Raw genomic sequence first — 13920 nt, forward strand, 5'->3', positions numbered from 1 at the left:
GTCCTTTCGTGGGCACTGTCGTCAGCTGCGCGATCGCGCGCGCGGAGCGTGGGCCGAGCCGGCGACGCGCCGGTCGAGTGCGTCGAACAGGCGTCCGGCCACCTTTCCGGTGTGCAGTCCGTCGTGCTCGAACTCGTTGGTGGTCCAGGCCTCGAGGCCGCCGACCCGTTCGACGGTGTCGAGCGAGAACGCGGCGTCGACGTACATGTCGTCGAGGTAGACGACGGCTTCGGCGGGCACGGCGTTCGCCGCGAGTCGCTCGTGGTCGTACAGCTCGATCGGGCGATCGGTCTCGGCGAGCCGCTCGACGCCGGCACGGAATCCGCGAAGCGCCCGCACCTCCTCGAACATCCACGGGAAGACCATCTCGCCGGTGAAGAGCAGCGGCCGGGCGCCGGGAGCGAAGTCGGGATTGTCGGCGCGAGCCCGCTCGGCCGCCCAAGCCGTGGGGCCGGGGCCGTAGATGCTCTCTTGCAGGGCGATGAAGAGCGGGTTGCGCTCGAACGCCGTCAGTCCGCCGACGGTCGACAGGAACGTCTCGCTGACGACGGTCTCGTCGGCATCGGCGAACGCCTCGTCGAAGACCCAGTGCACCCGGTCGAAGCCAGGGGCCATGCCGAAGTCGAAGCCGAGCGCCTGCAGGCGCTTCACGGTGAGCCGGTCGCCGTCGGGCAGGCGCACGTCGTCGGCATCGAGCAGGTCGGCCACCCGTGCGATGCGCTCGGCCAGGTGCGGCAGTCGTTCGGCGAACCGCCGGTTCTTCGTCCGCACGCGAGGGAAGGTGCGCGCATAGACGACGTCGGCCGAGGGGTCGAGGCTCGGCAGTCCCCCGGTGATCGCCGAGGCGACGATCGCCTCGGGCGCGACCGAGAGGTAGTGCAGCGTGAGGAAGCCGCCGTAGCTCTGGCCGAGCGTCCACCACGGCGTGCCCTCGTAGTGCGCCCCGCGGAGCGCCTCGAGGTCGCGCACGATGGAGTCGGCGCGGTGCAGCTCGAGGATCCTCGCGGCTTCGTCGGCGGTGAGCCCGTCGAGCCGCCGACCCTCGAGCGGGGTCGAGCGGCCGGTCCCGCGCTGGTCGGGCAGCACCACCCGGAACCGGGCGAGCGCCTCGTCGAGGAACCCGTCGCGGCCGAGCGGCCTCGGCGACTTGCCACCGGGTCCGCCCTGCAGGTAGACGAGCACCGGCAGGTCCTCATCGCGGCGGGCGGCGTCGACGAGTTCCCGCGCGAATATTCGGATCGTCGGTCCGTCGGGGTCGGCCCAGTCGAGGGGCACGTCGAGCCACAGCTCTCGGGCCGCGACATCCTGCCCGATGGGGTACCAGTCGGCGCTCATCGGGCCGCCGTCCGCACCCGCGAGTCGAGCAGCGCGTACGTCGTGTCGACGACGAGGTTCGAGACCACGACGAAGACGCCGCCGAGCAGTACGATCGCGATCACCACGGGTCTATCCTGCATGGCGACCGCGGTCACGGCGAGGCTGCCGACGCCGAGCAGGCCGAAGACCTGCTCGATCACGATCACGCCGCCGAGCATGAGCCCGATGTCGATGCCGAGCTGGGTGACGAGCGGCGGCATCGCGCTCCGGAACGCGTGCACGTACGTCACGCGGCGTTCGTCGACGCCCTTCGCCCGCGCGGTGCGGATGTAGTCCTGCCCGAGCACCTCGAGCATCTGCCCGCGCGTGAGCCGTGCGTACACGGCCGCGACGACGAGCGCGAGCGTCAGCCACGGGAGGAGCAGATGCCAGGCCCACTCCAGCGGGCTCTGCTCGAACGGCACGTAACCGCTCGGCGGGAAGAGCGTGAAGCCGAGCTTCGTCGGCACGAAGTACAGCAGGTAGAGCGCGAGCATGCCGAGCACGAAGGTCGGGAAGCTGATGCCGACGATCGCGAAGCCCTGTCCGAGCCGGTCGCGCACCGATCCCGGATGCTTCGCCGACACGATGCCGATGGGAATGCCGATCGCGAGCCAGAACACCATGCCGCCGAAGACGAGTGACATCGTGACAGGGATGCGCGAGACGACGAGCTCGGAGACCGGCATGCTCGAGCGGTACGAGTACCCGAGGTCGCCATGCAGCAGGTTGCCGATGAAGGTCACGTACTGCTCGGTGATCGGGCGGTCGAGTCCCAGATTCGTGCGGATCTGCGCCATGAGTTCTTCGGTCGCCTTGTCGCCCGCGATGATGCGGGCCGGGTCCGACGGCGAGACGTAGAAGAGCATGAACACGAAGACGCTGAGGAGGAACAGCACGAGCACGCCGAAGGCGATGCGGGAGAGGATGAACCGGGTCATGCGCGCTTGCCCTTCGAGACGGCGGCGGGATCGAGGGCGTCGCGGAGTCCGTCGCCGAGCAGGTTGAACGCGAGGGTCAGCGCGAGCAGGGCGCCGCCCGGCACGACGACCATCCACCACGCCACGAGGTAGAGCGAGCCGTTCGCGGCATCCGCCAGCATGTTGCCCCAGCTGGGCGTCGGCGGCACGATGCCGAGGCCGAGGAACGAGAGCGTCGCCTCGAACACGATCGCCGCCGGGATCATGAGGGTCGTGTAGACGATGATCGGCACCACCAGGTTGGGCAGGATGTCGCGGAACATGATCGAGGTGCGCGAGGCGCCGAGCGAACGCGCCGCCTCGACGAACTCGCGGTGCCGGAGTGCCAGCACCTGGCCACGGATGACGCGGGCGAGGCCCGTCCAGCTGAAGAACACGATCACGGCGATCGACAGGCTGAGGCTCGGACCGAGCACCGAGACGAGCGCGATCGCGCAGAGCAGGAACGGCACGCTCATGACGAGGTCCATCGTGCGGCTGAGCACCGTGTCGACGACCCCGCCCGAGAACCCGGCGACCGTGCCGATCGCGATACCGATGACCGACGCCACGATCGACGCGACCACGCCGACGAGGAGCGACACCTGGGCGCCGTAGGCGAGGCGAACGAGCACATCGCGGCCGAGCTGGTCGGTGCCGAGCAGGAACTCGGCGTTCGGGCCGACCGGGATGCCCTCCGGCGTGAGGCCGGTCTCGCGGAACTGCTCGGTCGGGCCGTGCCCCGTCCACGCCGCGATGAGCGGGGCGCAGAGCGCGAAGGCGATGATGACCAGGATCGCGATGATCGAGGCGATGCTCGCGGGGTCGCGGAGGAGCCGGGTGAGGGTGAGTCGGCCGGAGCCTCGGGCCTGCACCTCGGTCGAGGCGCGCGCCGCCGCCGCGGGGGTCTTGGGCATGAGGCTCACGAGGCGACCTCCAGGGCGACGAGGTCGGCCGAGGGTGCGGGGGCGGCGTCCGTCAGCGGCAGCAGACGGCGATCACGCGACTCTCGTGGGATCTCGGGCGCCGCCGCGGCGAGCAGCCGCCGGGTGAACGGCTGCTGCGGGTCGTTCCAGACCTGGTCGGCGGTGCCGAGCTCGACGATGCGCCCGCCCTCCATGACCGCGATGCGATCGCAGACGTGGCGCACGACCGCGAGGTCGTGCGAGATGAACAGGTAGGTGAGCCCGAGCCGGCGCTGCAGTTCGTCGAGCAGGTTCAGCACCTGCGCCTGGATCGACACGTCGAGCGCGGAGACCGGCTCGTCGAGGATCACGAGCTCGGGATTCAGGGCGAGCGCCCGAGCGATGCCGATGCGCTGCCGCTGCCCGCCCGAGAACTGCGACGGGAAGCGGTTGTAGTGCTCGGGGTTCAGCCCGACGAGCTCCATGAGCTCCTGCACCTTCGCACGGCGTTCGGCGCCGCTCGCGAGCCGGTGGATGCGGAACGGATCGCCGATGATCGAGCCGACACGACGGCGCGGGTTCAGCGAGCCGAACGGGTCCTGGAAGACGAGCTGCACGCGGCGCCGGAGGTCTCGCCACTGCGCGCGGTCGAGGTTCGCGGTCGACGCTCCGTCGAACTCGACGGTTCCCGCCGTCGGCGCGACGAGCCCGGCGATCGCACGAGCGAGGGTGGTCTTGCCGCAGCCGCTCTCGCCGACGAGGCCGAGCGTCTCGCCCCGCCGCACCTCGAGCGAGATGTCGTCGAGTACGACGCGCGGTTCGCCGCGACGCTGCGGGAACGTGAGGCGGAGGCCCTCGACCTTCACGATGGGGTCGACGGGGCTCGCGAGGAGGCTCGGCGGCGGGAGCACCGGCGGGTCGGGCTCGACCGGCGTCGACTCGAGCCAGCAGGCCACCTCGGTGCCGTCGTCGTAACGGCGCACGGGCGGCTTCGTGCCGCAGATCGACATCGCGTCGGGGCAGCGGTCGCGGAACGCGCAGCCCTCGGGCGGGGCGAGCAGGCTCGGCGGCCGCCCGCCGATGGGCACGAGCGGCGTGCCCGGCTCCCGGTTGAATGACGACGACCGCAAGAGGCCAGCGGTGTACGGATGCGCCGGCCCGCAGAGCACCGCGTCGGCGGCGCCGAGCTCCATGCGGCGACCGCCGTACATGACCATGACCCGGTCGGCGACGCGCGAGAGCACGCCGAGATCGTGGCTGATCATGAGCACGGTGGTGCCGAATTCGCTGCGCATCTCGCCGAGCAGGTCGAGGATCTGCGCCTGTACGGTCGAGTCGAGCGCGGTGGTCGGCTCGTCGGCGATGATGAGCGCCGGGCCGAGCGAGAGGCCCATCGCGATCATGACGCGCTGTCGCATGCCCCCCGAGAACTGGTGCGGATAGGCGTCGAAGCGCGCCGCGGCATCCGGAATGCGGACGCGATCGAGCAGGTCGATCGCGCGCGCCCTGGCCGCCTTGGCACTGACCTTCTCGTGCGCCTGGATCTGCTCGACGATCTGCCAGCCCACCGTGTACTGGGGGTGCAGGCTCGAGAGCGGGTCCTGGAAGATCATGCTGATCTCGCGCCCGCGCACGGAACGCAGCTGTTCGGGCGCGAGGGCGAGCAGGTCGCGGTCGCGGAAGAGTACGGAGCCGCTGGTTCGGGCGCCCGGCACCAGGCCCATGATCGACTGCACCATCACGGACTTGCCGGAGCCGGATTCGCCGACGACGCCGAAGAACTCGCCCTCGTTGACGGTGAACGAGACGTGTTGCACCGCGTGCACGGTGCCGTCCTCGGTTGGGATGTCGACGGCGAGGTCGCGCACGTCGAGGAGGATCGTCATTGGGTCCCTCGATCTGACCCGGCGGCCGGCCGGAACCGGCCGCCGGGTACGTTCGTTGCAGATGTGTTCGGACGGCTACTTCGTGAGCCAGACGTTCGTCCAGTCGCCGTTCTGGCTCTGGGCGTACGGCTCGAAGCCGCCGACGCGGGCCGAGTGGTAGTTCGGCTTCAGTCGGTAGGCGATGCTGACGATCGGCGCGTCGGCCATGACGGCCTCGTCGACCTGGTGCCAGAGGTCGGCCGCCTCCTCGGGCGTGGCCGCGGCGAGCGCCTCGGCGGCGAGCTCATCGGCGGCGTCGCTGTTGAAGTCGACGTAGTTGTACGTCTGCGGCGTGCCGTCGAAGACGAACTGCGGCTGGAAGACGCTGCGCGCTGCACCGCCCTGCCAGTCGGGCGACCAGCCGACGAGCGCGATGTCCCAGGCGCCCGAGCTCGCGTTGTCGCGGTTCGTCATGAAGTTCGCGTAGTAGTCGGTCGGCGGCACCGGCGTCAGCTCGACGGTGATGCCGGCGCGTTCGAGGCTCGCCTGCACCGTCTGGGCGATGTCGGGCTGCGTGCCGACGTTGCGGTACGGCATCTTCAGGGTCAGGCCGTCGGGGTAGCCCGCCTCGGCGAGGAGTTCCTTCGCCTTCTCGGGGTCGCCCTTGCCGCCCTCGGTCGCGTACTCGTCGGACTCCTGGTAGCCGAGGATGCCGGGGCCGAAGATGCCGTTCGTGACGCCCGCGAGGTCGGCGCCGCCCATGGTCTGCACGACGGCCGACTTGTCGACCGCGTACTGCAGCGCCTGACGCACCTCGAGCTTGGTGAGCGCGCCCCCGTTGTTGGTCGAGGCCGTGTTCATCCACATGAACTGGTCGACGCCGCCGTTCTCCATCGTGGAGAACTTCTCGTCGTTCGCCGCCTTCAGCTGCTGGATGTTCGCAGGGCTCGGGGTGAGGTCGAAGAGCATGTCGGCCGAGCCGGCCTGCAACTGCTGCATGGCGGCGTCGCCCTCGACGCCCATCGTCATCTCGATGCCGTCGACGTACGCCTTGCGGAGCGGGTCGCTCTCGGGGTCCCACGCGGGGTTGCGCTCGAGCACGAGCTTCGCGTCGGGCGTGTACTCGGCCACCTGGTAGGGGCCGGATGACACGAAGCCGCGCCGGAACTCGGGCGAGTCGGGCAGCGCGTCGAGCGCCTCGATCGGCGCCGGGTCGGCCGCGTCGAGCGAGAGCATGAATGGGAAATCGCTCGCGGGCTCGACGAGGGTGAACTCGATCGTGCGGTCGTCGGGCGTCGTGATGCCCGCGATCTCGTTGCCCTCGATGTAGTCCTTGATCGGGCCGACCTCGGGGGCGACGGCCGCGAAGCCGGTGCAGAACTCGTCCATGCCGGCGATGAGGCCCTGGAAGTAGCCGGCCAGGGCGCCAGAGATGTGCGGGTTGCAGAGGCGCTCGATGCCGCGGGCGACGTCGCTCGCGACGATGGGCCGGGCGCCGTCGGGTGCGCCCCAGGTGACGCCGTCGCGCAGCGTCACGGTGTAGCTGAGGCCGTCGGCGCTCGGGGTCGGCACCTCCTCGACGAGGTCGGGCTGGAGCACGATGCGCTCGGCGGCGTCATCGCTGGCCGCATAGCTCAGCAGCGAGCGCGAGACCGAGCGCATCACGCTGTACGTCGGCACGTATGCGACGAGCTGCGGGTCGAGGTGGTCGACGTCGCCGTTCGCGAGCACCTTGAGCGTGCCGCCGGTCTGCGGTTCGCCGTCGCCCGAGTCGGCGCTCGGCGTGGTCGTGCACGCGGTCATCACGAGCGCCGTCGAAACGGCGAGCACTGCGGCCGCGCGCAGGGTGGTTCGAGCCATGATTCACCTTTGAGTCATTCGCTGTCCGCGCCGTCGGACGACGTCGCGGATCACCGTGCTCGAGCGAGCGCTGCTCGGGGTTCCGGCGCTCGTGGCGGCCGGATCCGGATCGCAGCTCGTCGGGTCGAAGCTTCGAGCCGTCGGCGATATGTGACATATTACGCATTACCCGTACGATGTGTCCATGCCCGGCATCTTCGACTCGCTCCGCCTCATCGACGGCCCCGCCATCGCCGCGCGCATCACCATGCGCCAGGCCATCGACGCCCTGCAGCAGGCCCTCCGCAACGGGTTCGACCCCCACGACGACCCCGCGCGGGCGATCGTCGACGTGCGGCACGGCCAACTCCTGCTCATGCCGTCGGACCTCGGCGCGTTCACCGGCCAGAAGCTCGCGACGGTGGCCCCGGCGAACCCGGCACGCGGCCTCGAGCGCATCCAGGCGATCTACATCGTGCTCGATGCCGTGACCCTCGCACCGGTCGCGCTCCTCGACGGCACGGAGCTCACGAGTCTCCGGACTCCGGCTGTGTCGGCTGCCGTCGCCGACGTCGTAGCCGCACCGGATGCCTCGTCGCTCGTGGTCTTCGGCACCGGCCTGCAGGGCGTGCGGCACGTCGAGGCGATGCGCGCCATCCGCCCCGTCGAACGGGTGCGGTTCGTCGGCCGCGACCGGGCGAGGGCCGAGCACGCCGCGAGCCTCGTCGCCGCGAGCGGTCTCGACGTGGCGGTCGGCACGCCAGCGGATGTCGCGGATGCCGACCTCGTCGTCTGCGCCACCACCGCCCGCGAGCCGCACTTCGACGCCGCGCTCGTGCGCGACCGCGCCACGGTGGTCGCCGTCGGGTCGCACGAAGTCGACGCCCGCGAACTGCCCGGCGAGCTCCTCGGTCGCGCCCGAGTGATCGTCGAGTCGCAGCGGGTGGCGCTCGCCGAGGCCGGCGACGTCATCCTCGCCATCGCCGAGGGGCATCTCTCCCCCGACGCACTGACCCCCATGGCGCTGCTGTTCGGGGGCGGCGGCGCCGAGGCATCCGCTCGGCCCGTCGTGATCAAGACCTGCGGCATGGGCTGGCAGGATCTCGCCGTCGCCCAGCTCGCCCTCTCCGACACTCGCTGACGAACGAACGGAACGCATGATGCACTGGAAGACCGAAGACTGGCACACCGCGGGCGAACCGTTCCGCATCGTGCTCGACGCTCCGACCGAGGGCGGCACCGTCGCCGCCCGGCGGGTCGAGGCGATGACCGGGCGGGCCGACGCCGTGCGCCGCTTCCTCTGCCTCGAACCGCGCGGGCACGACGACATGTACGGCGGGTTCATCACGCCGCCCGACGACGACGGCGCCGACTTCGGCGTGCTGTTCTGGCACAAGGACGGCTTCTCGACGGCATGCGGGCACGGCACCATGGCGCTCGGCGCCTGGGCGGTGCACACGGGCCGCGTCGCCGCACCCGACGACGGCGAGGCGCTCGTCACGATCGACGTGCCGAGCGGCCGGGTGCAGGCGCGCGTGCAGCGCAGCGGCGGCACGACGACGGGCGTCGTCTTCCGCAACGTCCCGTCGCGCGTGCTCGCGACGGGAATCCCGCTCACGACGAGCCGGGGCGACGTCGTCGTCGACCTCGTGTTCGGCGGTGCGGTCTACGCGACCCTGCCCGCCGCCTCGCTCGGCCTCACCGTGACGCCGGCCGACACGACCGAGCTCATCCGCCTCGGCCGTGAGATCAAGTGGGCGCTGAACGACCACCCGGCCGCCCAGCTCGCCGACGATCGCCTGTCGGGCGTGTACGGCACGATCCTCGTCGACGACCTCGGCCGCACCGCCGACGGCCCATGGCAACGCAACGTCACGGTCTTCGCCGACGGCGAGGTCGACCGCAGCCCGTGCGGCTCGGGCACCGCCGCTCGGGTGGCGCTGCTCGCGCACACGGGCGAGCTCGCCGACGGCGAGGTGCTGACCCACGACTCGATCATCGGCACGCGCTTCCTCGCACGGGTCGCCGAGCGAACGGACGACGGCGTCGTGCCCGAGGTCACCGGCCAGGCGTACCGCGTGGGCGCGTGCGAGTTCGAGCTCGATCCCGCCGACCCGCTCGCCGAGGGCTTCAGCCTTCGCTGAGCGGCGGCGCGCCCCGAGCGTGTCGAAGAGACGAGCACCGGATACACCAGTCGAGAAGGAGAACGAGGATGAAGTCGGCATCGCTGAGGATCACTGGCGCCCACATCTGGGATGGAACAGTGCGGGAGTTCGTCGAACGCGATCTCTGCATCGTCGACGGAATCGTCGCCGAGCGGGCGGATGCCTCGACGGAGGTGTTGGACGCCTCCGGCGGATGGATCGTCCCCGGGCTGATCGATGCGCATTTCCACGCCTACGCCACGAGCATGGACGGATTCGAGAATGAGCGCGGCCCGCTGAGCTACGCCGCGATCAACGGCGCCCGCCGCCTCGGCAGCGCCCTGCGGCGCGGGTTCACCACCGTTCGGGATGTGGCCGGAGGCGACATCGGCCTGGCACGTGCCGTCGAGGCCGACCTCTTCCGAGCGCCCCGCTATCACTTCACGGGGCCTGCGCTCAGCCAGACCGGGGGGCACGGCGATCCTCGCTCCGCGCACGTCGACGTCTGCTTCACCGAGGGGCACATGTGCGAAGTGGTCGACGGGGTCGACGCGCTGCGCCTCGCGGTGCGCCGCCGCCTGCGCACCGGTGCCCATGCCATCAAGGTGATGACCTCGGGCGGGGTCTTCTCCCTCACGGACCCAATCCGGCTTCCGCAGTACTCCTCCGAGGAGCTGCGCGCGGTCGTCGAGGAGGCCGAGCGCCGCGGCACCTACGTCGCCGCCCACGCCTACTCCCCTGAAGCCGTGCTGCATTCCGTCGAGAACGGCATCCGCTCGATCGAGCACGGCAATCTCATCGATTCGGCGACGGCGAGACGCATGGCCGAGCTCGGCGCGATCATGGTTCCGACGCTCGCCGCGTACGACGCCATGGATCGCCGTGGCGCAGGGCTCGGCCTGAACGAGATCTCCCTGGCCAAGAACGCGGAGGTGCTCTCGAAGGGGCAGGAGGCCGTGCAGCTCGCGCTGGCCGCGGGCGTGCAGGTCGGCTTCGGCAGCGATCTCATGGGAGACCTCGAGGACGATCAGCTCTGCGGCGTGCGTCTGCAGGTCGAGGCGAGCGGCGCATCCGAGACCCTGCGCTCACTGACCGAGACGAACGCCGTCTTGATCGGCGATCGACGGCTCGGCCACCTGGCTGCCGGGGCGTACGGCGATGCGGTCGTACTGGATGCGAACCCGATCGCGGAGCCGGCCGCGTTGTGGGAGGCCGACGCACGTCGGTCCATCGTGCAGGCCGGCCGGCGCGTGCTCTGAGGAAGGACTCGCCGACCGGTCGGACGGGACGACGAACGGCCCGGGCGGGTGCGCCCGGGCCATTCGCGTACCCGTCTCGTCAGTGGACGCCGGTGAGGCTTCCCCAGTCGATCGACCGGCCGGCCTCGCTGCGGCGCTGCGGAACACCCCAGGGGTTGTCGTCGCGCAGCGCCTCGGGCAGCAGGGCCTCCGGCAGGTTCTGGTACGCGACGCCGCGGAGGAACCGCGTGATCGCCGCCGTGCCGACGCTCGTGGCGTCGGTCGTCGTGGCCGGAAACGGCCCGCCGTGCTGCATCGCCGAGGTCACGGAGACGCCGGTCGGCCATCCACCGAAGAGCACCCGGCCGCTCGTGTCCGCGAGGGCGTCGACGAGCTCGCCGAGTTCGCTCGTCTCGTCGTCGGTGGCGTGCAGGGTCGAGGTCAGGTTGCCGGGGAACAGCTCGCGATGGAGATCGGGCAGCGCCGCGGCATCCGAGTACCGCACGATCACCGACAGCGGTCCGAACGATTCCTCGAGGAGCGCATCGGGCTGTGCTCGCAACTGCTCGACCGACACCTCGACGACGGTCGGCGTCGCGAAGCGCTGCCCGTCGTCGTCGACCCGCACCTCGCCCTCGGCGAGCACGGTGACGCCGTCGGCGCCGAGCACGGCGCTGCGGCGCTCTTCGAACGCCCGGCCGATGCCCGGATTCAGCAGGCGATGCTCACCGACCGCGGCGGCGGCCTCGGCCAGCTCGCCGAGCTCGGCGCCCGCCGGTACGAAGAGGAAGCCCGGCTTCGTGCAGAGCTGGCCGGCCGATCCGGCGACGGAGGCGAGGAAGCCCTGGAGCAGCTCGGGTTCGGCGACGACGGCACCCGGCGTCGTGTAGACGGGGTTCACGCTGCCGAGCTCGCCGTAGAACGGGATCGGCCGGGGCCGCGTCGCCGCGATGTCGGCGAGCAGCCGGCCGACGTGCGTCGAGCCCGTGAAGGCACCCGCGCGGATGCGGTCGTCCTTCAGCAGGGCGACGCCGTTCTGCTGCCCCTCGATGAGCTGGAAGACGCCGTCGGGCATGCCCGCGCCGGCGAGCGCCTCGATGACCACTTCCGCGGTGCGGCGCGAGAGCTCGAGATGACCCGAGTGCGCCTTCACGACGACGGGGCATCCGGCCGCGAGCGCCGCCGCCGAGTCGCCGCCCGCGACCGAGAACGCGAACGGGAAGTTCGACGCCGCGAAGTTCAGCACCGGGCCGACCGGCTCGAGCACGCGCCGCACGTCGGGCCGCGGACCGATGACGTACTCGGGGTCGGCGGCGTCGATGCGCGCGTCGAGGTAGGCGCCGTCGACGATCGCCTCGGCGAAGAGCCGGAGCTGGTTCGAGGTGCGGCGCACCTCGCCGATGAGCCGCGGAGCGGTGAGGCCGGTCTCGCGCATCGCGATCGCGATGAGCTCTGCGGCGGTGCGGTCGAGGGCGTCGGCCACGGCGACCAGTGCCGCGGCCCTGGTACGCGGTTCGGTCGCGGCGAAGGCGCGCGCGACGGCGGCCGCCCGTTCGGCGACGCGATCGAGGGAATCGTCGTCGGTGGTCATGGATGCCTCCAGGTTCGTGTGCGGGACGTGCCGATGGTCAGAAGACGAAGCCCTCGGGGAACGGGTCGTCGTCATCGAGGAAGTACTGGCCGAGCCCCGTGACCCACGCCCGGCCGGTGATCGTCGGAACCACGGCGGGCACGCCGCCGACGACGGTCTCGCGCAGCAGGCGCCCGGTGAACTCGGTGCCGATGAACGACTCGTTGACGAAATCCGTCTCGAGTGCGAGCTCGCCGCGCGCGTACAGCTCGGCCATGCGCGCCGAGGTGCCGGTGCCGCACGGCGAGCGGTCGAACCAGCCCGGATGGATCGCCATCGCGTGCCGCGACCGGACCGCATCGGAGCCGGGCGCGATGAACTCGACGTGATGCACGTGGTTCGCCCCGTCGAGCTCCGGATGCCGCGGCGGGGCCTCGGTGTTGATCGCCTCCATGATCGCGAGCCCGGCGGCGACGATGTCGTCCTTCCGGGCTCGATCGAACGGCAGTCCGACGTCGTCGAGTTCGACGAGCGCGTAGAAGTTGCCGCCGAAGGCGACGGAGTAGGGCACGGTGCCGAAGCCGGGCACCTCGATCGAGGCATCCAGTCGCTCGACGAAGCTCGGCACGTTCTCGATCGTGACGTGCACCGCGCGCCCGCCCTCGACCGCGACCCGCGCGATGACGAGCCCGGCGGGCACGTCGAGCCGGATCTCGGTCACGGGTTCGACGACCTCGACCATGCCCGTCTCGACGAGCACCGTCGCGACGCCGATCGTGCCGTGGCCGCACATCGGCAGGAATCCGCTCGCCTCGATGAAGACGACACCCCAATCGGCGTCGTCGCGCGCGGCCGGCTGCAGGAGCGCGCCCGACATCGAGGCGTGGCCGCGCGGCTCGTTCATGAGGAGGCCGCGCAGCCCGTCGAGGTGCTCCATGGCGTAGATGCGCCGGTCGTTCATGGTGGCGCCGGGGATCCGGCCGACGCCTCCGGTGACGACGCGGGTCGGCATGCCCTCGGTGTGCGAGTCGACGGCCGAGATGACCCGACGCCCACGCATCAGCGAGCCGCCGTCGAACTCTGCGGCGAACGACGGCCTCGACGCTGCGCCGACGACCCACGCATCAGCGAGCCGCCAGGGCGGCGAGTGCACGCTCGGTGTCGATGGTGACCTGGGCGCGCTGCTCGTCGCTCAACGGGCCTCGCGGCGGGCGCGTCGGTCCGCCGTACGAGTTGCCGCAGACGTCCATCGAGAGCTTGATCGCCTGCACGAACTCGGTGCGCGAGTCCCAGCGGAACACGGCGACGAGCTGCGTGTAGAGCTCGCGCGCCTCGTGCCACTTGCCCTCGACGAGCAGGTTGTAGAGCTCGACCGCCTCCTTCGGGAAGGCGTTCGGGTAGCCCGCGAACCAGCCGACCGCACCATTCACCATGAGCTCGAACAGCACGTCGTCGGCACCGGCGATGATGTCGATGTCGCAGAGTTCCTTGATCTCGTAGACCCGGCGCACATCGCCCGAGAACTCCTTGATCGCCACGACCTCGGGAATCTCCGCGAGCTTCGCCACGAGCGACGGCACGAGGTCGACCTTGGTGTCGAAGGGGTTGTTGTACGCCATGATCGGCAGCCCGACCTTTGCGACCTCCTCGTAGTGCGCGATGACCTCGCCCTCGTTGGCGCGGTAGACCGTGGGCGGCAGCAGCAGCACGCCGTCGGCGCCGTCTTCGCGGGCCCACTCCGCCCACGTGCGCGCCTGGTGGCTGCCGACCCCGTGGGCACCGGCGATGACGATGCCGCGGCCGTCGACGGCCTCGACGGCGACCTGGATCACCTTGCGCCGTTCCTCGTCGGTGAGCGAGGAGTACTCGCCGAGCGAACCGTTCGGACCGACGCCGCGGCATCCGTTGCTCATCAGGAAGTCGACGTGCTCGGCGAACTTGTCGTAGTCCACCGCGAGCCCGGCGGGCGCCGAGTCGTCTGCGGTGAAGGCGAGCGTCGTGGCGACGACGACGCCGCCGAGGTCCATGGTGCTGGTCATCTGAT

At 70.9% G+C, this 13920-nt stretch carries 11 protein-coding genes; 3 read left to right on the top strand and 8 right to left on the bottom strand.

What is annotated here, in order from left to right; translation table 11 throughout:
* Window positions 1–21: 21 nt before the first annotated feature.
* From ACFCVM_RS03180 to ACFCVM_RS03200, 5 genes are all read right to left on the bottom strand, one after another.
* The gene (locus tag ACFCVM_RS03180; protein WP_375833745.1) at window positions 22–1335 is read right to left on the bottom strand and encodes an alpha/beta fold hydrolase; all 1314 of its coding nucleotides are present in this window, start codon (window positions 1333–1335) and stop codon (window positions 22–24) included.
* Complete coding sequence (locus tag ACFCVM_RS03185; RefSeq protein ID WP_375833747.1) at window positions 1332–2297, bottom strand: ABC transporter permease; 966 nt, start codon at window positions 2295–2297, stop codon at window positions 1332–1334. The genes ACFCVM_RS03180 and ACFCVM_RS03185 overlap by 4 nt, the downstream gene beginning before the upstream one ends.
* The gene (locus ACFCVM_RS03190) at window positions 2294–3232 is read right to left on the bottom strand and encodes an ABC transporter permease (protein ID WP_375833750.1); all 939 of its coding nucleotides are present in this window, start codon (window positions 3230–3232) and stop codon (window positions 2294–2296) included. The genes ACFCVM_RS03185 and ACFCVM_RS03190 overlap by 4 nt, the downstream gene beginning before the upstream one ends.
* Before the next feature lie 5 nt (window positions 3233–3237).
* Entirely contained in the window at window positions 3238–5106 is a 1869-nt protein-coding gene (locus ACFCVM_RS03195; RefSeq protein WP_375833753.1) for an ABC transporter ATP-binding protein, read from the bottom strand.
* 75 nt (window positions 5107–5181) lie between these two features.
* Complete coding sequence (locus ACFCVM_RS03200) at window positions 5182–6945, bottom strand: ABC transporter substrate-binding protein (protein WP_375833756.1); 1764 nt, start codon at window positions 6943–6945, stop codon at window positions 5182–5184.
* 184 nt (window positions 6946–7129) lie between these two features.
* On the opposite strand from ACFCVM_RS03200, the gene ACFCVM_RS03205 reads away from it, so the two are divergent.
* The 3 genes from ACFCVM_RS03205 to ACFCVM_RS03215 all read left to right on the top strand — a co-directional run bounded on the left by ACFCVM_RS03205 (window position 7130) and on the right by ACFCVM_RS03215 (window position 10327).
* Window positions 7130–8065, top strand: a complete 936-nt coding sequence (locus ACFCVM_RS03205; protein WP_375833758.1) for an ornithine cyclodeaminase family protein — start codon at window positions 7130–7132, stop codon at window positions 8063–8065.
* 16 nt (window positions 8066–8081) lie between these two features.
* Entirely contained in the window at window positions 8082–9068 is a 987-nt protein-coding gene (locus ACFCVM_RS03210; RefSeq protein ID WP_375833761.1) for a proline racemase family protein, read from the top strand.
* 68 nt (window positions 9069–9136) lie between these two features.
* Complete coding sequence (locus tag ACFCVM_RS03215) at window positions 9137–10327, top strand: amidohydrolase family protein (RefSeq protein WP_375833763.1); 1191 nt, start codon at window positions 9137–9139, stop codon at window positions 10325–10327.
* Between the two features lie 79 nt (window positions 10328–10406).
* Here the strand turns inward: ACFCVM_RS03215 and ACFCVM_RS03220 are convergent, their stop codons facing one another.
* The 3 genes from ACFCVM_RS03220 to ACFCVM_RS03230 form a co-directional block, all read right to left on the bottom strand.
* Window positions 10407–11897: an aldehyde dehydrogenase (NADP(+)) gene (locus ACFCVM_RS03220; RefSeq protein ID WP_375833766.1), complete on the bottom strand. Its 1491-nt coding sequence runs from the start codon at window positions 11895–11897 to the stop codon at window positions 10407–10409.
* Window positions 11898–11934: 37 nt separating this feature from the next.
* Complete coding sequence (locus ACFCVM_RS03225; protein ID WP_375836639.1) at window positions 11935–12936, bottom strand: proline racemase family protein; 1002 nt, start codon at window positions 12934–12936, stop codon at window positions 11935–11937.
* Between the two features lie 64 nt (window positions 12937–13000).
* Entirely contained in the window at window positions 13001–13915 is a 915-nt protein-coding gene (locus ACFCVM_RS03230; protein WP_375833769.1) for a dihydrodipicolinate synthase family protein, read from the bottom strand.
* Window positions 13916–13920: the final 5 nt, after the last annotated feature.

It is taken from the genome of Agromyces sp. NPDC056389 (assembly GCF_042262385.1).
Classification (GTDB): Bacteria; Actinomycetota; Actinomycetes; order Actinomycetales; family Microbacteriaceae; genus Agromyces.